The sequence below is a fragment of the Gilliamella sp. wkB108 genome, from assembly GCF_001690195.1.
Lineage (GTDB): Bacteria > Pseudomonadota > Gammaproteobacteria > Enterobacterales > Orbaceae > Gilliamella > Gilliamella apicola_L.
Genome location: NZ_LZGM01000016.1, coordinates 31,946 through 49,369 on the forward strand (window position 1 = coordinate 31,946; position 17,424 = coordinate 49,369).

The following is a 17,424-nucleotide window of genomic DNA, read 5'->3' on the forward strand; positions in this document are numbered from 1 at the left end:
CACTATTATCTCATCACTCTATTATCATAAAAATGACTCTTTTTATACTTAAAATAGCATAAATATAAATAGAACTAGTAATTTTTAACAAAATATGATATAAAACGCGCGTTATTTTTAGAAATAACAATATAATTTAATTATTAATTAACGTTATAACACACACATATCATCACTCTTTTCCGGGGTGCCTTTTGCTTAATAGTAACAAGGTCGGTAAAAGCGGATATGTGGAGGCATAACCCCAACGTCAAAATGAGGAAATCATGACTACAGTATCTATGCGCGATATGCTACAAGCTGGTGTACACTTTGGACACCAAACCCGTTATTGGAACCCAAAAATGAAACCATTTATTTTTGGTGCTCGTAATAAAGTTCATATCATTAATCTTGAAAAAACAGTTCCAATGTTCAACGAAGCTTTAGCTGAATTAAATAAAATTGCTGCTCGTAAAGGCAAAATTTTATTTGTTGGTACAAAACGCGCAGCGAGTGAAGCAATTAAGCAAGCAGCTGAAAGCTGTGGACAATATTACGTTAATCACCGTTGGTTAGGTGGTATGTTGACTAACTGGAAAACCGTTCGTCAATCAATCAAACGTTTAAAAGATTTAGAAACACAAGCTAGTGATGGTACATTTGATAAATTAACCAAAAAAGAAGCGTTAATGCGCTCTCGTGAAATGGCTAAATTAGAAAATAGCTTGGGTGGAATTAAAAATATGGGTGGCTTACCCGATGTAATTTTTGTGATTGGTGCAGATCATGAACATATTGCTATCAAAGAAGCTAACAATTTAGGTATTCCAGTCATTGCTGTTGTTGATACAAATTCAGATCCAGATGGTATTGATTACATCGTACCAGGTAATGATGATGCAATTCGTGCAATTCAATTATATGTGAATGCGGTTGCAGAAGCTGTTCGCACTGGTCGTGAACAAAATCAATCTCCAGTATCTGAAGATAGCTTTGTTGAAGAAGCTCCAGCAGCTGAGTAATAACTCAAATATTTTCAGGGTCGTTCATATAAAAAGATCGACCCATTCTTATGAAAATCATCACAATGGTTAAATAGAGGATTTAAAGATGGCTGAAGTTACCGCTTCTATGGTAAAAGAACTGCGTGAAAGAACTGGCGCAGGCATGATGGAATGTAAAAAAGCATTAGTTGAAGCAAATGGTGATATCGATCTTGCTATCGACAATATGCGTAAATCAGGTCAAGCAAAAGCGGCTAAAAAAGCTGGCCGTGTTGCAGCTGAAGGTGTAATTATTTCTAAAATTTCTGATGATAAAAAATCCGGTGTAATTTTAGAAATTAACTGTGAAACAGACTTTGTTGCAAAAGATGCAGGTTTCTTAGCATTTAGCGAAAAAGTTGCAACTACAGCATTAAATGACCATATTAAAGATCTTGCTACTTTACAAGCAAAATTCGAAGAAGAACGTACAGCACTTGTTGCTAAAATTGGCGAAAATATCGGTATTCGTCGTATTGAAGAAATCGCTGGTGATATTGTTGGTGGTTACCAACATGGCGCACGTATCGGTGTTTTAGTTGCAGCTAATAGCGGTTGTGATGATGAACTTGTTAAACACATCGCAATGCATATTGCAGCAAGCAAACCAGAATATGTTACACCAAATGATGTACCTGCTGATGTTGTTGAACATGAGCGTAGAATTCAAATTGATATTGCTATGCAATCTGGTAAACCACGTGAAATCGCTGAAAAAATGGTTGAAGGCCGTATGCGTAAATTCACTGGTGAAGTATCACTAACAGGTCAACCATTTGTTATGGATCCAAGTAAAACAGTGGGTGATTTATTAGCTGAGAAAAAAGCGACTGTTGCTACATTTATCCGCTTCGAAGTGGGTGAAGGTATCGAAAAAGTCGAAGTTGATTTTGCAGCCGAAGTTGCTGCGATGTCGAAACAATCTTAATTGTTTTACAAAAAACCGCCGTAAAGGCGGTTTTGTTTATCTACAAAATATTTTAAAATTACTATCAGCTAGTTAATCTAGCTGTTTAGGCAATTAAATAACGAAATAGTGAGACTTCATATGGTAACCCCTTTTTACAAACGTATTCTTCTTAAACTTAGCGGTGAAGCATTGCAAGGCGATGAAGGTTTTGGTATTGATGCAACTGTTCTTGATCGTATGGCTCAAGAAATTAAAGAACTAATTGAAATGAATGTTGAGGTTGCTGTTGTTATTGGGGGTGGTAATCTATTTCGTGGTGCCGGTCTTGCTAAAGCGGGAATGAATCGAGTGGTTGGCGATCATATGGGCATGTTAGCAACAGTGATGAATGGACTGGCTATGCGTGATGCTTTGCATCGAATTGAAGTTAATGCTCGATTAATGTCTGCCATCCCATTAAATGGAGTATGTGATGATTATCGTTGGACAGAGGCAATTAGCTTGCTTCGTCATGGTAAAGTGGTTATCCTTTCAGCTGGAACAGGTAATCCTTTTTTTACAACCGATTCAGCGGCCTGTTTGCGCGGTATTGAAATTGAAGCAGATGCTGTTTTAAAAGCGACTAAAGTTGATGGTGTTTATTCAGCCGATCCAGTTAAAGATCCAAATGCAACACTTTATAAAACCTTAAATTATGAAAAAGTGTTAGATGATGAACTCAAAGTGATGGATTTAGCCGCATTTACTTTAGCTCGTGATCATAATCTACCAATTTGTGTGTTTAATATGAATAAACCAGGCGCATTACGTCGCGTTATTTTAGGTGAGCCAGAAGGGACATTAATTAATAATCAGGCAACAGTAAGCTGTTAGTCTTCTTTATTTCAAATAAGGTTTTTTATTATGTTAAATGAGATTCAAAAAGAAGCGCAAGTGCGCATGGAAAAAAGTATCGAAGCGTTTCAAACTCATATTTCTAAAGTCAGAACGGGTCGAGCTTCACCAAGTTTATTAGACGGTATAATGGTGGAATATTATGGTAGCCCTACACCGCTTCGCCAATTAGCCAATGTGGTTGCAGAAGATGCCAGAACACTAGCTATCACCGTATTTGATAAATCACTTACACCTGTTATCGAAAAAGCCATTTTAACCTCGGATTTAGGATTAAATCCAGCCTCAGCTGGCACTGTAATTCGAGTACCATTGCCACCGTTGACTGAAGAACGTCGCCGCGATTTAACTAAAATCGTACGTAATGAAGCGGAACAAGGACGCGTATCAATTCGTAATATTCGTCGTGATGCTAATGACCAAATCAAAGCATTGCTAAAAGATAAAGAAATTTCCGAAGATGATGAACGTAAATCACAAGATTTGATTCAAAAAGTGACAGATGCAGCGATTAAAAAGCTTGATGCTGCTTTAGCTGATAAAGAAAAAGAGTTAATGGAATTTTAATCCTCTATTTTGAAAGCCTAGTTGTTAAAACTAGGCTTTTTTTATTTAAATAATCTGCTCCTTAAGATCTGTTTTTTGGAATTAGTTAATCATGAAGAAATGGATATTTACCTTCCTAATATTCTTATTGGTTGGATGTGATGATAAGCAATATCCACCATTAATGGTCTTATCAGAATCGCAAAAAGAAGTTAATGATTCCAATCAATTATATGCAGATCAGTATTATGTTTATTTAACAGCAAATTCGAAAAAAGTTGATTTGGGCGCTAATAATGATAAAGGTATCAATCCTAAAGATAAGTTAGTTTCCAAGCATGATTTATCGTTGATCTTCGATCAAATAAGTGAATCAATTTTAGCAACCAGTTATACCACATCATCATTACCCAACGATTTAGATCATGTTGATTTTAGTAGTTGTATTTTATGGGGTATAGATCAAGATGAATATAAAAAAAATTACTCAATACGTTATAAACCTTCTATTTTACATGATGTGGTGTTTAACTTAGTTGATCAACAATTAGTTAATGAAAATCATGAGGTTGTAAAGTTAAATAATGATGATAAATCGCTTAGATTTGGTTCATTATCTGACACAAAAGATAACCAAGTTTGTGCGAATCAATCGTTCGGATTTGCTTTAATTGATCATGCTACATATCATAAATTGAGTGGTAAGGTTAAATTGCGCGTTGCTTATCCTGTCTCATACCAATCTCTTAAACTCAATAAAAGCGATATTGGCCACACAAACAATTTTTTAGGTAACAAAATTGAATTAATTGCATTAGAAGGTAATCGTATTCATATTAAGTTATCAAAGCAAGATTTAGACAAAAATATCATACTAGGATTTTATAATGGTGATAACTATTTTGCTGGAAATTGGTCTTCGGTAACGTTACCTTATTCAACTTATGACGCAATGCGGCGCCATCCAAATTTTAATTATGAGCAATTTGTAGCGTATTTTTCAGATCAGTTTGATGATTGGCAAACTCAAGCTATTAGTACAGATGAACCTCATGTGATGATTATTTCACTGTTTGATACCAGTCAAATATCAAGTATTGTATTTAATTCGGCAGATGAAATGGTTGAACGTATTTATACCATACCGGTTGATATTAATGTTGATAAACTTAAAAACGATTAATTGTAACAGGCTCTGTATTTAGTACTTATTGGTTTAAATTGTCTATATTCGGTAATTAGTTTTGTTTCTAATTATCATAGTTTAAGTATATAATGTTATAAAAATAACATTATAACGCTATATTTGTTAATTTTATAACATTATTAACTATAATTAGAGGAAAGCTTATGGATTATGCAAAGTATATTGATCATACTTTACTGGCGATGAATGCGACAGAAGTTCAAATACGGAAACTATGTGATGAAGCAAAGCAGTACCATTTTTATTCTGTATGTGTGAATTCTGGTTATGTACCTTTAGCCGCTAGTTTATTAAAAGGTAGTGATGTCAAGGTTTGTTCGGTAGTTGGTTTTCCTCTTGGTGCTATGTTAACTTCTGCAAAAGCATTTGAAACTGAAATGGCGATTAAAGCGGGCGCTGAAGAAATCGATATGGTTATCAATGTCGGTTGGCTCAAAAGCAATGATTGGAATGCCGTTAAAAATGATATTGATGCTGTTTTCAAAGCATGTTGTTCAGTACCATTGAAAGTTATTTTAGAAACTTGTTTGTTAACTAAAGAAGAAATCGTAAAAGTTTGTACAATCTGCAAAGAAATCGGTGTAGCGTTTGTTAAAACCTCTACCGGCTTTAGTGTATCTGGTGCAACGGTTGAAGATGTGAAATTGATGCGAGATACCGTTGGTGATAAAATGGGCGTCAAAGCATCAGGTGGTATTCGCGATCAGCAAACTGCTCAGAAAATGGTTCAAGCAGGTGCAACACGGTTAGGTGCAAGTGCAGGCATTGCGATTGTTTCAGGCAATTCAACCTCATCAAGCAACTATTAATTGATCCTTTCATAAGCTACTGCAAAGTAGCTTATTGCTGTTTAATGGAATGGCAATGGAAACACAACCTCAAAAAAGAGTTAATACACTTATTGAGTATCTAAAATCGACCGATAAAATTCATTTAAAAGATGCCGCTCAAATGTTAGCGGTCTCAGAAATGACGGTACGGCGTGATATTAGCAATCAACCTTCACCTTTAATGGTATTAGGTGGTTATATCGTTAATCAATCTCAAAATCAAATTACCCAATATTTTGTCAGTGATCAACAAGATAAGCAGGTTGAAGAAAAACGTTACATAGCTAAACTTGTCAGTCAATTAGTTAAAGAAAACGATACGATTTTTTTTGATTGTGGTACCACCATACCCTTTATTATTGATGCAATTAATGATGCGATATCTTTCACAGCAATTTGTTATTCACTTAATGCCTTTTTAGCGTTACAACATAAACCCAATTGTAAAATCATTTTATGTGGCGGACACTATCAGCTCAATAATGCAATCTTTACAAGTATCAGCCCACATAATCAATTAGATTTTGTTTGTCCTAATAAAGCTTTTATTTCGGCTGCTGGCATAGATCTTATACAGGGCGTTACTTGTTATGATTTTGATGAACTCAGTATGAAGCACCAAGCGCTGGATAAATCTTGTCAGAATATTTTAATCGCAGATCATACTAAGTTTAACCAAGTTAAGCCGGCTTTTATTGCGGAACTTAATCGGTTCTATCAAGTTATTACTGATAAAGCGCCAAGCTCCCAGTATCTTTCTTTTTTTAACGATAATAATATTGGTTTAATTTATTAATTATGAAAAATATTACAATTTTAGGTTCAACAGGATCAATTGGTTGTAGCACTTTAGCGGTTATTCGGCAAAATTCGTCACAATTTAACGTTTATGCATTAGTTGGTGGTAAAAATATCAGCAAAATGACCGAACAATGCCAAGAATTTAAACCTAAATATGTGGCTATGGCTGATGAGCAAGCGGCAATTGCATTGAAGTCTAATTTGCTTAATCTAAATTTAGATATTGAGGTATCAAGTGGCGAACAAGCTATTTGTGATTTAGCTCAATTACCGGAAGTCGATTATGTTATGGCGGCTATTGTAGGCGCCGCAGGATTAAAACCGACCCTTGCTGCTATTAAAAAAGGCAAACGTATTTTACTCGCTAATAAAGAGTCACTAGTGACATGTGGCCACTTATTTATGCAAGCAGTTAAACAGTATGGCGCACAGTTATTGCCAGTTGATAGTGAACACAATGCTATTTTTCAGAGTTTACCGGCTTGTATCCAACAAGATCTCGGTTTTGCCAGATTAGCTGAACATGGGATCACTAAAATTGTGCTAACAGGATCGGGTGGGCCTTTTCGGAATTTAGATATCAATGAACTAGCTTTGGTTACTCCAGAACAAGCTATTAAGCATCCTAATTGGTCAATGGGTAAAAAAATCTCAGTAGATTCAGCAACCATGATGAATAAAGGACTTGAATATATCGAAGCTCGTTGGCTATTTAATGCAAGTATTGACGAAATGGAAATAATTATTCATCCACAATCAATTATTCACTCTATGGTACGCTATAAAGACGGAAGTGTAGTTGCGGAGCTAGGTGTACCTGATATGTGTACGCCAATTGCTTATGCTATGTCTTATCCTGACCGAATATCATCGAGTGTACCACCATTAGATTTTAGCCAAATCTCGGCGTTAACCTTTAACGAACCGGATTTTAATCGTTATCCTTGTTTAAAACTTGCGATTGAGGCATCAAAGCAAGGACAAGCAAGTACAACAGCACTTAATGCGGCTAATGAAGTTGCAGTTGACGCCTTTTTACAGAATAAAATTGGGTTTATGGATATAGCCAAACAGGTATCAACGGTGTTGGATAAACTTAATTTACCCGAACCGTCGACGATTGAAGATGTGCTTGCTATAGATGAATGGGCAAGATCACAGTGCCATGCTAGGTAATAGCAGTACTAAATGTAATAGCTATAAATTAGGGAGTTGCTTATAAGTTCGACAAGGACTCCCCATGGCGACAACATTATCCGGAATATCACGATCAACAATGCTGCCAGCTGCGATCACCGAATTATTGCCAATGGTTACACCAGGAAGTACTATCACATTCCCTCCTATCCAAACACTATTACCAATGGTAATGGGTTTTGCAAACTCAAGTCCACTATTACGAATCTCACTCTCAAGTGGATGACCTGATGTATAAAAACCACAATTAGGTGCAACCAGTACATTATCACCAAATGTAATTTTAGCCGCATCTAACATAATACAGTTGTAATTAGCAAAGAAGTTCTCGCCAATTTCAATATTGTAGCCGTAATCACACTGAAAACCTGGCATAATGGTAAATTGTTGCGCTGTTTTACCCAATAGCGCAATAAATAGTTGTTTTCGTTTCTCCGTTTCAATAGGTGATAAATGATTTAATTGAAAGCACAGATCTAGAGCATGAAGCCGTTCGTTTGCTAATAAACTATCTCTACCTGGATCATAAAGAAGACCAGCTAACATTTTTTCTTTTTCTATCATAATATTAACTTACCTGTTTGGCTGATAAAGTTGGATTATCACTGATAAAAGATTGTAAAAAAGCACTATCAGGTAATGCAGTGAGCGCACCTTTTTTGGTAGTGGCTAAAGCTCCACATGCGCTAGCAATGGTCATCATACTTTCTAACATCAATTTATCTTCAGGCATACCAGATGAAGCAATACTACTTAATAAACCTGCGACAAAAGCATCTCCAGCACCTGTAGTATCAACACTATTTACTTGAAAAGCATCAAAAGAAAAGGTTTTTCCTTGCCATAAAACAATACTGCCATCTTTACCTTTAGTCACTAATTTCAATGGTGCATGATAATGTTGCTGTAATTTTTGTAACGCATTATCCCAATCATTACATTCAGTTAACCAAAAAAGCTCATCGTCCGAAAGTTTTAATATGTCGGCATCATGGCAAAATTGGTTAATTATAATGCGCATTTCATTTTTATCTGTCCACATCTGCTCACGCAAGTTGACATCAAAACTAATTAACCCTTTTTTGGCGGTAAGCTTTTCAATTGCAGACTTTAATGTTTGTCTACAAGTATGGCCAACTAAGGCTAAAGAACAGAAATGTAGAATATCTTGGTTAAAATCAGGAATAGCTTGTTCTGATAAAAATTGATCGGCTGAAGGAGAAACCAAAAAAGTAAAACTACGTTCGCCATTATCACCTAAATCGACAACTACCGTACTGGTTCTATGGTGCTTATCTTTTTCAAGACTTTGACAATCAACATGATATTCACAGAATGTCTTTTCCATAAAATGACCAAAGGGATCGTTACCAACTCGACCAATAAATGCCGAAGGCAAACCTAATTTCGCTACACCAATAGCAACATTAGCCGGCGCACCACCTGCACAGGCTTGATAATTCATATTACCAAAAGGTAATAAATCAATGACAGCATCTCCAAGAGACCAAACTTTAGTATTATTCATGTTATTACTCAATTTAAAGTTAGTGATAGCAGTACACAGGTTTAATATAAATGGGCAAACCAACCTAACTAAACCTTGCCAAAAATTATCTTGTTATCTTATTAATCACTATTTATTCAATCAGTGATCTAAAAGCAAGCAAAGTGGGACACAAATATAAATATTACTACAGACTAAATTATTTAAAAAAAAATTCATTGTTAACGTTAAAAATATGTGACTATCATCACATATTTTATCTCTAATTTCATTAACAGTTAACGTTAACAATATGTTTGAGGTAATATGTAAACATATGGTTATTAAATAGAATAAAAAAGGGGTTTTTATGTCTACTGCAATCAAGAAAGCTAATCAAGCTGTTCAAGAATTAGAAAAAATCACTAACAAACAATACTATCCTCATTTTCATCTAGCACCATTATCTGGTTGGATGAATGATCCTAATGGTCTTATCTATTTTAAAGGGCAATATCATGTTTTTTATCAACATCATCCTTATGATGAAAACTGGGGGCCAATGCATTGGGGACATGCGATAAGCGATGACTTAGTCACATGGCGTAGGTTACCAATTGCTTTAGCACCCGATCAACCATGTGATAAAAGTGGCTGTTTTTCTGGATCAGCTGTAGATAACAATGGCGAATTAAGTTTAATTTATACCGGCCATATTTGGTTAGAAGGCCAAGGCAAACAAGAAAAAATTCGCCAAACTCAATGTCTTGCTACCAGTAAAGATGGGATTCATTTTGAAAAACAAGGTACTATCATAAAACCAAATGACGGTATTATGCATTTTCGTGATCCTAAAGTTTGGCAACAAGACGGCCAATGGTGGATGGTTGTTGGACAACGCGATCTTGACGATATTGGACAAATTTTACTGTATCGTTCTGATGATTTAAGAAGTTGGACATTAGATCACGTTCTAATAAGTAATATTGATCCTAATGTTTATATGCTTGAATGTCCTGACTTTTTCCCTCTGGGTGATAAATGGGTATTGATGTTCTCTCCACAAGGTATGCAAGCCAAAGGTTATCAGTATCGTAATTTATATCAATCTGGCTATATTGTTGGTAACTGGCAACCAGGACAACAATTTTCAATTATTAAACCTTTTCAGGAAATGGATTTTGGTCATGATTTTTATGCACCACAATCTTTTCTAGCTGCTGATGGCCGACGTATTATGTTTGCTTGGATGGATATGTGGGAATCTATAATGCCAAGTAAAAAAGATAAATGGATGGGAAGTCTTACTTTACCGCGTGAATTAATTTTAGATCGCAACAATAAAGTTCGTAATCGTCCAATTAAAGAACTAGAAATGTTACGTGAAAAACCAAAATCATTAACAGATATAGTTGTAAAAGACCAACTAAAAAACACTGATATCGAATCAATTAGCTGTGAGCTTGAAGTAGAAATTGATTTATCACAAAGTAATGCTGAACGTTTTGGTTTACAACTCTCTGCAACGAAAGATGGTAAACAAGCAACACTCTTGTATGTTGATTTACAATCAAATCGGCTTGTACTTGATCGTAGTTTATCAGGTCTTGAATTAAAAGGTTATCGAACTGTACCATTGCCTAAAACCAAGACATTAACTTTGCATATTTTTGTCGATGCATCTTCGGTTGAGGTATTTGTAAATCGGGGTTTATATAGCTTTTCGAGCCGTATTTATCCGAAATTACCAGCCAGACGTATGGTTAATCTCTTTGCAGAAAATGGAACCGCTAAAATCACCAAATTAGACAGTTGGCAATTAAAATCAATTTACCAATAATGGATATTTGACCTCATCACTACTGGTGATGAGGTTATTTCAATACCATTTATAATGACTCTCTTTGTAAAAAAGGTGAGGCAATATAAGTGACCTCTTTATCGTTTTTTCCCTTGATAATATGTAAAGCTGCTTGCTCACCAATCTCATAATGTGGTAGTTGAACTGTAGTAAGCGGTGGATAAAACAGTTCGCCAGTTCCAACCATATTATCATAACCTAAAACCGCAACATCACTAGGAATATGACATCCTTTACCCAGTAAAAATTGATAGGCAACAAAAGCGATACGATCATTGCCACAAATTAATACATCAAAATCCGGTTTATTGTGACAATGCTGTTTTAATATCTCTGTTGTCATCATATATTCTTGTGCCAAATTATCTGGCGTGTAAAAGGTATGATAACTACTGAGATCATTCAAATTTCGACCAGCATCTATCCAAGCTTGTTCAACGGCTCTACGTCTAATATTGCCGGCCAATGTTTGTTCTGACAAATAAATACATAAAGGTTTTTTATAACCCTTTGCAATAACTTGTTGAGTGGCTTGATATTGACCTAAATAATCATCAGGGATATAACAGGCTAGTTGCTCCGCATCGCTAATACAATTGGCTAAAACTAGATTTTTATCGCGTAATTTCTCTGGTAGCTCTACTTTACGCAGACCCATCGTTGTATAGATAATACCATCAGGACGATAAGATAACAGCGTATCAATTGCATGATCAGGATCTTTATCATCAAACAAATTTACGATAAACGTATTCCAACCATATTTTTGAGCGGTTTTTTCAATAGCTTGTAGTAATTCAACTGAAAAAGGTGTCATTGCTGTTTCTAATGCTAATACGCCAATTGCACGGGGGCCTGAATTGTCCCCACGAATTTTACGAGCAGATAGATCAGGTACATAATTAAGCTGTTTAATAGCCTGTTTTACACGCTTATAAGTCTCTTTATTTAATTTGTCAGGATTATTTATAGCTCGTGAAACTGTCATCAAAGAGACAGACGCTAGCTTTGCAACATCCTTTAATGAAGCCATAGTTAAATCCTTTTGCTCAGCATTAGTAAAAAATTAATCAATGATATTAACCCTGTGAGATGATATCACAATTATAAATGATAAAAAGTGTGATGAAAGTAACAATTATGAAAATTGATTCTGTCTATTTTATAACAAATGTGTCATTAATGTTAACATTAACATGTTAACGTTAAACTTAAACAATATAAGAGTAATAAAAATGAATATGATACGAAATAGAAATTATTGGTTCTCATCAGGTTATCTTATTACCTTCTATGCAGCATGGTCACTTTGGTGGTCTTTTTATGCAATTTGGTTAAAAAGTAAAATTGGTTTATCTGGCGAACAACTTGGCATTGTTTATGCGGCGAATTCTGCAGCAGCTATGTTTTTTATGATTTTTTATGGTGTTATTCAAGATAAGTTACAAATAGGTAAAGCGGTGGTTACCTTCCAAAGTATTATGATGATGCTTATTGGCCCATTCTTGATTTATGTCTATGAACCATTATTACAAAACAATTTTATTGTTGGTGTTTGTATTGGTGCGCCAGTTTTAAGCGCCGGATTTATTTCTGGTAGTGCTTTGATTGACTCATTTGTCGAACGTATTAGCCGCTTGTTTGGCTTTGAATTTGGACCAGCTCGGTTTTGGGGATCTTTTGGTTATGCCATGGCTACGTTTTTAGCGGGTATTTTATTTGGTATCGATCCACACATTAACTTCTGGATGGCATCAGTTGTATCAGTTATATTTTTTACAATTAACCTAGTATTTAAACCTAAACACTATCCAGAACAATCCAAAACAGATAACGTTGTTGTTGAACAAAAATCAACGATTCCAACCATGAGTGAGATCTTATCTCTGTTTAAATTAACCAAATTTTGGTTGTTTGTATTCTTTGTAATCGGTACATATAGTTTCTATACTATTTATGATCAACAACTATTCCCTAACTTTTATACCAGTTTTTTTGAAACACCAGAAAATGGTTACAAAGTGTATGGTTATTTAAATTCCTTCCAAGTCTTTTTAGAAGCTGGTTGCATGATTATAGCACCTTACTTTATTTATAAATTAGGAGCCAAAAAGTCATTATTGGTGGCTGCATTAGTTATGATTTGCCGAATTTCTCTTTCTGCAACGTTAGACAATATATACCTTATTTCATTGGTTAAACTATTTCATGCCATTGAAATACCGCTATTTATATTGGCAATGTTTAAATATATCGTAGCTAATTTTGACGCAAGATTATCGGCAACCCTGTATTTAGTTGGCTTTAATATTTCATCAAATATTGGTGTGATTGCATTATCTACTCCAGTGGGTAAATTATTTGATAATTATAATTATTCAACAACATTTTATATTCTTGCCGGCGTCGTGTTGGTTATTTCGGTGATAGCGATATTTACATTAAGTGAAGGGAAAAAAACTGAAAAAGCCTGATGTTGAGAATAGTTATAAGCTAATTAAATGGTTAACAGCAAATTACTTATTGTAAATTTAAATACGAAACGTTGCACACAATACTTGCTTCCGTATAGAGTTTGCGAAACAATGTAAATAACTTTTTATTATTGTGGGTAGGATAGAGTTGTGGACGAAGTAAAAATGGCTGTTAAACCTGATATGTTATGGCGAACCATTTGCCATGAAGCATCTCAATTGGTTGAAAGTGAACCTATGTTGGCAAGTTATTTTCATGCAACATTACTAAATCATGAAAATCTTGACAGTGCGTTAAGTTATATTTTAGCAAATAAACTATCGACCCAAGTCATGCCGGCAATTGAGATACGCGAGATTGCCTGGCAGGCTTATAAAGCCGATGAAACTATTATTCAATCGGCTATTACAGATATTATTGCTGTTTATGTTCGCGATCCAGCAACCAACTATTATTCTACTCCATTACTTTATTATAAGGGGTTTTTATCCTTACAGGCTTATCGTATTGCCCACTGGCTGTGGAAGCAAAATCGTAAATCACTAGCTGTATTTTTGCAAAGTCAAATTGCAATTGTATTTGGCGTTGATATTCATCCCGCGGCCAAAATAGGATCGGGTGTAATGTTCGATCATGCAACCGGCATTGTCATTGGTGAAACGACGGTTATTGAAAATGATGTTTCTATTCTGCAATCTGTGACATTAGGAGGAACCGGTAAAGAGAATGGTGATCGTCATCCAAAGATCCGTGAAGGCGTCATGATTGGCGCACATTCTACTATATTAGGAAATATCGAAATCGGTAAAGGGGCTAAAATTGGTGCAGGTTCGGTTGTATTAGAATCAGTGCCACAACATACCACCGTTGCTGGAGTACCAGCTAAAATCGTTGGTAATCCGAATTGTGAAAAACCTGCATTAAATATGGATCAAGAGATTTAAAATAACGTTGTTATTAGGCGAGAATATCTCCGTCGACCTTTGCCGACGGAGCAATCAAGATAATTATTGATTACCTTTAACATTAACATCCATTGTCGGGTATGGAATATTAATCCCATTTTCAGTCAAGCGATTTTTAATATTTTCGAGTAATTCCCCTTTAACTGGACCATAGTTTTCATTTAAAGTCCAAACTAATACATTAAAATTCATGGAGGAAGCATCTAAAACATCTAAACGAATAATTGGTTCTTTGTTGGTTAAAATATTTTTAGTTTGATTGATAGCTTGCGTTAACACTTGATAAACCTTTTGAATATCCGAATCATAACCGACATTAATCACCAGATCCAAACGTCTTTCAGGTAAACGACTAAAGTTGATGATATTCGCATTGACAACTTGCCCATTAGGAATAACGACCATTTCATTTGTTGGTGTAATGAGTGTGGTTGAAAAAATTTGGATAGAATCAATTATGCCTTGTTGACTATTAATAGTAACGGTTTCACCAACTCTGAAAGGACGGAAGATAATTAAAATAACCCCTGCGGCAAAATTAGATAAAGAACCTTGTAATGCTAAACCTACTGCCAATCCGGCTGCACCTATTACCGCAACAATGGAGGCGGTTTGTACACCTAATTGACCAAGAACAGCAACTAAAGTGATAATAATAATGGCATAGTAAGTTAATGCACTTACAAATTTGACAACCGTAGGATCAACATTACGATTGCTTAAAATATATTTTAATTGTTTGCCAATAAATTTAGCTATTGTTTTACCAATGAAGAAAATTAAAATGGCAAAACAGAAATGCACAATATAGCTAATTACAATACCATCATACTTATCAATAAATGAAAGTATACGATCAAAAATATCTTTAGAATTCATTTTATTGCCCTTAGTAATTGATGCGAGGAAATATCAATATAAACTATCAAAATGACTTAAACTAACTGTTTAGCTAATAAAGCCCAACGTGTATCGAAATTGGTTGTGGGTAAATATTTAAAACCTGAACGAGAATAACGAACCATCATACCTTCACAGAACGCTAATAATTGGCTAGATAAAACACGCTCATCAGTAGTAAAAGCAATACCTTCACGGATTTTACGTTCACGTAAAACTTGCCTAATTTGTGTTTCAATTCGTTCAAATAGCTGGCTAATCCGATCTTGTAACTGTTCTTGTTCAAACATTAATGCATGCCCGGTCATAATTCTGGTTAATCCCGGGTTTTTTTCGGAAAAACCTAATATCAACGCCAAAATAAGTTGTAAACGAACAAAGGTTTTTGGTTCATCTTGCAAAATTACATTGATTCGTGAAAGCAGGATATCTTCAATATAGGCAATTAAGCTTTCAAACATTTTGGTTTTGCTAGGGAAATGTCGATAAAGTGCGGCTTCGGAAACGCCGACCGTTGCCGCTAATTTCGCTGTAGTAATGCGCTGTGTACCTTCATTAGATTCAAGCATTGTTGCCAATGCTTGTAAAATATCCTCTTTACGATTTTTATTTTTGGTACTCACAATCATTTTTTACCCGAATGTCCAAACCCACCCTCACCACGTTGAGATTCGGTGAATTCATCAACAATGTTAAATTCAGCTTGTACCACAGGTACAATAATTAATTGAGCGATTCGGTCGCCCATTTCTATAATAAAAGGTGTTTGACTACGGTTCCAAAGCGGAACAAATAATTGACCTTGATAGTCCGAATCGATTAAACCAACTAAATTACCAAGAACAATACCATTTTTAGATCCAAGTCCTGAACGCGGTAAAACTAGTGCAGCAAGGTTAGGATCGGCTATATGCATAGATAAACCGGTTGGAGTTAAAATGGTTTCTCCCGGTTTTATTTCCATGGTTTTTTCAAACATAGCGCGTAAATCTATACCAGCAGATCCTTCTGTTGCATAAGTTGGAAGTGGGAAATCACTACCTAAACGCTTATCTAAGATTTTAATATCAATTTTTCTTTTCATTATGACTCGCTTTATATCGTGTTATAACTGCTTCAAGTAACTGCTGTGCTAAAACATTTTTATTGCTTAATGGTAGCGTTTGTTCACCATTTTGCCAATAAAGGGTTAATGCATTTTGATCAGAATTAAAACCAATTTTTTTATCTGAAACGTCATTAGCACAAATCATATCTAAATTTTTTGCGGTTAATTTTTTTAGTGCATAGTTCTTTACATCATTGGTCTCAGCTGCAAATCCAACTACAAATGGGCGATGTGTTTGTAATGCTGCAACAGAAGCAATAATATCCGGATTTTTGACCAATTTAATAATGAGTTCATTATTATCATTGGTTTTTTTGATTTTCTGTGTAGCGATTGTGGCAGCATGATAGTCAGCCACCGCAGCACATGAAATAAAAATTGTTGATTTTTGTGCATGGCTTAACGCTACTTCATACATCTCTTTAGCACTTTTTACATCAATACGTGTAACATTATTGGGGGTTGATAAATGTACTGGACCACTAATTAATGTTACCGTAGCGCCCATATCTGCTGCGGCTTGAGCAATAGCAAAGCCCATTTTGCCAGAACTATAATTACTAATGTAGCGTACTGGGTCGATCTCTTCAACTGTTGGTCCAGCGGTAATCGTAATAGATATATCAGCTAGTTTAGCAGAAGATGAAAAATAGTAATTAATATTTTCAACAATAGTTGTAGGTTCTAGCATTCGTCCTGGTCCAATATCACCACACGCTTGATAACCATTATCTGGACCTATAATGGAAATATTTCTTGAAGCAAGTATGGCCAAATTATGTTGTGTCGCTGTTGCACTATACATTTGTTGATTCATTGCTGGTGCTAACATTATTGGTGCAGGTGTAGCTAAACAGATAGTCGATAATAGATCATCGGCAATACCATTTGCTATTTTAGCGATAATATTCGCGGTGGCTGGTGCGATTAATAGCAGATCGGCCCATTTAGCAAGTTCAATATGGCTCATAGAAAGTTCTGCTGAAGGATCAAAGAGATCACTGGAAACACGATTGCCAGAAACCGCTTGTAGTGTCATTGGTGTGACAAAATGCTTAGCAGAGTCAGTCATTACCACATGTACTTGCGCGCCTGCTTTTTTTAACTGACGAACAAGATCCGGACACTTATAAGCAGCAATGCCACCTGTAATCCCCAATAAGATATGTTTACCAGATAAATTCATGATCAAGCTTCCTTCACACCCAAATCGAAAGCG

General features: G+C 35.3%; 18 protein-coding genes. 11 read left to right on the top strand and 7 right to left on the bottom strand.

What is annotated here, in order from left to right; genetic code table 11:
- The first annotated feature begins 266 nt into the window (after nucleotides 1-266).
- The 8 genes from rpsB to ispC all read left to right on the top strand — a co-directional run bounded on the left by rpsB (nucleotide 267) and on the right by ispC (nucleotide 7,389).
- Nucleotides 267-1,004 (top strand): 30S ribosomal protein S2, encoded by a 738-nt coding sequence (rpsB, locus tag A9G11_RS02135; protein WP_065617893.1) that lies wholly within the window; start codon nucleotides 267-269, stop codon nucleotides 1,002-1,004.
- 88 nt (nucleotides 1,005-1,092) lie between these two features.
- Nucleotides 1,093-1,953, top strand: a complete 861-nt coding sequence (tsf, locus tag A9G11_RS02140) for a translation elongation factor Ts (RefSeq protein WP_065617894.1) — start codon at nucleotides 1,093-1,095, stop codon at nucleotides 1,951-1,953.
- A 120-nt stretch (nucleotides 1,954-2,073) separates the two neighbouring features.
- A complete protein-coding gene (gene pyrH / locus A9G11_RS02145) occupies nucleotides 2,074-2,808 on the top strand; it encodes a UMP kinase (RefSeq protein WP_065617895.1) in 735 nt (244 codons plus the stop codon).
- Nucleotides 2,809-2,838: 30 nt separating this feature from the next.
- Complete coding sequence (gene frr, locus A9G11_RS02150) at nucleotides 2,839-3,396, top strand: ribosome recycling factor (RefSeq protein WP_065617896.1); 558 nt, start codon at nucleotides 2,839-2,841, stop codon at nucleotides 3,394-3,396.
- 91 nt (nucleotides 3,397-3,487) lie between these two features.
- Nucleotides 3,488-4,558 carry a hypothetical protein gene (locus tag A9G11_RS02155; RefSeq protein WP_065617897.1) on the top strand — a complete coding sequence of 357 codons (1,071 nt, stop codon included), beginning with the start codon at nucleotides 3,488-3,490 and terminating at the stop codon, nucleotides 4,556-4,558.
- A gap of 167 nt (nucleotides 4,559-4,725) precedes the next feature.
- A complete protein-coding gene (gene deoC / locus A9G11_RS02160) occupies nucleotides 4,726-5,391 on the top strand; it encodes a deoxyribose-phosphate aldolase (RefSeq protein WP_065617898.1) in 666 nt (221 codons plus the stop codon).
- 55 nt (nucleotides 5,392-5,446) lie between these two features.
- Nucleotides 5,447-6,208, top strand: a complete 762-nt coding sequence (deoR, locus tag A9G11_RS02165; RefSeq protein WP_065617899.1) for a DNA-binding transcriptional repressor DeoR — start codon at nucleotides 5,447-5,449, stop codon at nucleotides 6,206-6,208.
- A 2-nt stretch (nucleotides 6,209-6,210) separates the two neighbouring features.
- Nucleotides 6,211-7,389: a 1-deoxy-D-xylulose-5-phosphate reductoisomerase gene (gene ispC / locus A9G11_RS02170; protein ID WP_065617900.1), complete on the top strand. Its 1,179-nt coding sequence runs from the start codon at nucleotides 6,211-6,213 to the stop codon at nucleotides 7,387-7,389.
- A gap of 21 nt (nucleotides 7,390-7,410) precedes the next feature.
- Here ispC and A9G11_RS02175 read toward each other — a convergent pair whose 3' ends face one another.
- Both A9G11_RS02175 and A9G11_RS02180 read right to left on the bottom strand, forming a co-directional pair.
- Nucleotides 7,411-7,977 carry a sugar O-acetyltransferase gene (locus A9G11_RS02175; RefSeq protein ID WP_218056019.1) on the bottom strand — a complete coding sequence of 189 codons (567 nt, stop codon included), beginning with the start codon at nucleotides 7,975-7,977 and terminating at the stop codon, nucleotides 7,411-7,413.
- 1 nt (nucleotide 7,978) lies between these two features.
- Nucleotides 7,979-8,938 (bottom strand): aminoimidazole riboside kinase, encoded by a 960-nt coding sequence (locus A9G11_RS02180; RefSeq protein WP_065617902.1) that lies wholly within the window; start codon nucleotides 8,936-8,938, stop codon nucleotides 7,979-7,981.
- A 328-nt stretch (nucleotides 8,939-9,266) separates the two neighbouring features.
- Between A9G11_RS02180 and A9G11_RS02185 the strand changes: the two genes are divergently transcribed.
- Nucleotides 9,267-10,736 (top strand): glycoside hydrolase family 32 protein, encoded by a 1,470-nt coding sequence (locus tag A9G11_RS02185; RefSeq protein ID WP_065617903.1) that lies wholly within the window; start codon nucleotides 9,267-9,269, stop codon nucleotides 10,734-10,736.
- 49 nt (nucleotides 10,737-10,785) lie between these two features.
- Here A9G11_RS02185 and A9G11_RS02190 read toward each other — a convergent pair whose 3' ends face one another.
- Nucleotides 10,786-11,790: a LacI family DNA-binding transcriptional regulator gene (locus A9G11_RS02190; protein ID WP_065617904.1), complete on the bottom strand. Its 1,005-nt coding sequence runs from the start codon at nucleotides 11,788-11,790 to the stop codon at nucleotides 10,786-10,788.
- A gap of 202 nt (nucleotides 11,791-11,992) precedes the next feature.
- Between A9G11_RS02190 and A9G11_RS02195 the strand changes: the two genes are divergently transcribed.
- Together A9G11_RS02195 and cysE are read left to right on the top strand one after the other, a co-directional pair.
- Nucleotides 11,993-13,231 (top strand): oligosaccharide MFS transporter, encoded by a 1,239-nt coding sequence (locus A9G11_RS02195; RefSeq protein WP_065617905.1) that lies wholly within the window; start codon nucleotides 11,993-11,995, stop codon nucleotides 13,229-13,231.
- 165 nt (nucleotides 13,232-13,396) lie between these two features.
- Nucleotides 13,397-14,176 (top strand): serine O-acetyltransferase, encoded by a 780-nt coding sequence (cysE, locus tag A9G11_RS02200; protein ID WP_065617975.1) that lies wholly within the window; start codon nucleotides 13,397-13,399, stop codon nucleotides 14,174-14,176.
- A gap of 63 nt (nucleotides 14,177-14,239) precedes the next feature.
- On the opposite strand, the gene A9G11_RS02205 is transcribed toward cysE, so the two are convergent.
- The 4 genes from A9G11_RS02205 to coaBC are packed head-to-tail and all read right to left on the bottom strand — an operon-like array spanning nucleotide 14,240 to nucleotide 17,391.
- Nucleotides 14,240-15,076: a mechanosensitive ion channel domain-containing protein gene (locus A9G11_RS02205; RefSeq protein ID WP_065617906.1), complete on the bottom strand. Its 837-nt coding sequence runs from the start codon at nucleotides 15,074-15,076 to the stop codon at nucleotides 14,240-14,242.
- Between the two features lie 56 nt (nucleotides 15,077-15,132).
- A complete protein-coding gene (gene slmA / locus A9G11_RS02210; protein WP_065617907.1) occupies nucleotides 15,133-15,726 on the bottom strand; it encodes a nucleoid occlusion factor SlmA in 594 nt (197 codons plus the stop codon).
- Nucleotides 15,723-16,181, bottom strand: a complete 459-nt coding sequence (dut, locus tag A9G11_RS02215; RefSeq protein ID WP_065617908.1) for a dUTP diphosphatase — start codon at nucleotides 16,179-16,181, stop codon at nucleotides 15,723-15,725. Before dut ends, slmA begins: the two co-directional genes overlap by 4 nt.
- Nucleotides 16,165-17,391: a bifunctional phosphopantothenoylcysteine decarboxylase/phosphopantothenate--cysteine ligase CoaBC gene (coaBC, locus tag A9G11_RS02220; protein ID WP_065617909.1), complete on the bottom strand. Its 1,227-nt coding sequence runs from the start codon at nucleotides 17,389-17,391 to the stop codon at nucleotides 16,165-16,167. The genes dut and coaBC overlap by 17 nt, the downstream gene beginning before the upstream one ends.
- Between the last annotated feature and the right edge of the window lie 33 nt (nucleotides 17,392-17,424).

What these genes read in the sequence shown, in the direction of transcription:
- rpsB (WP_065617893.1), top strand. Translation starts at nt 267, where the DNA reads ATGACTACAGTATCTATGCGCGATATGCTACAAGCTGGTGTACACTTT.
- tsf (WP_065617894.1), top strand. Translation starts at nt 1,093, where the DNA reads ATGGCTGAAGTTACCGCTTCTATGGTAAAAGAACTGCGTGAAAGAACT.
- pyrH (WP_065617895.1), top strand. Translation starts at nt 2,074, where the DNA reads ATGGTAACCCCTTTTTACAAACGTATTCTTCTTAAACTTAGCGGTGAA.
- frr (WP_065617896.1), top strand. Translation starts at nt 2,839, where the DNA reads ATGTTAAATGAGATTCAAAAAGAAGCGCAAGTGCGCATGGAAAAAAGT.
- A9G11_RS02155 (WP_065617897.1), top strand. Translation starts at nt 3,488, where the DNA reads ATGAAGAAATGGATATTTACCTTCCTAATATTCTTATTGGTTGGATGT.
- deoC (WP_065617898.1), top strand. Translation starts at nt 4,726, where the DNA reads ATGGATTATGCAAAGTATATTGATCATACTTTACTGGCGATGAATGCG.
- deoR (WP_065617899.1), top strand. Translation starts at nt 5,447, where the DNA reads ATGGAAACACAACCTCAAAAAAGAGTTAATACACTTATTGAGTATCTA.
- ispC (WP_065617900.1), top strand. Translation starts at nt 6,211, where the DNA reads ATGAAAAATATTACAATTTTAGGTTCAACAGGATCAATTGGTTGTAGC.
- A9G11_RS02180 (WP_065617902.1), bottom strand. Translation starts at nt 8,938, where the DNA reads ATGAATAATACTAAAGTTTGGTCTCTTGGAGATGCTGTCATTGATTTA.
- A9G11_RS02185 (WP_065617903.1), top strand. Translation starts at nt 9,267, where the DNA reads ATGTCTACTGCAATCAAGAAAGCTAATCAAGCTGTTCAAGAATTAGAA.
- A9G11_RS02190 (WP_065617904.1), bottom strand. Translation starts at nt 11,790, where the DNA reads ATGGCTTCATTAAAGGATGTTGCAAAGCTAGCGTCTGTCTCTTTGATG.
- A9G11_RS02195 (WP_065617905.1), top strand. Translation starts at nt 11,993, where the DNA reads ATGAATATGATACGAAATAGAAATTATTGGTTCTCATCAGGTTATCTT.
- cysE (WP_065617975.1), top strand. Translation starts at nt 13,397, where the DNA reads ATGGCTGTTAAACCTGATATGTTATGGCGAACCATTTGCCATGAAGCA.
- A9G11_RS02205 (WP_065617906.1), bottom strand. Translation starts at nt 15,076, where the DNA reads ATGAATTCTAAAGATATTTTTGATCGTATACTTTCATTTATTGATAAG.
- slmA (WP_065617907.1), bottom strand. Translation starts at nt 15,726, where the DNA reads ATGATTGTGAGTACCAAAAATAAAAATCGTAAAGAGGATATTTTACAA.
- dut (WP_065617908.1), bottom strand. Translation starts at nt 16,181, where the DNA reads ATGAAAAGAAAAATTGATATTAAAATCTTAGATAAGCGTTTAGGTAGT.
- coaBC (WP_065617909.1), bottom strand. Translation starts at nt 17,391, where the DNA reads ATGAATTTATCTGGTAAACATATCTTATTGGGGATTACAGGTGGCATT.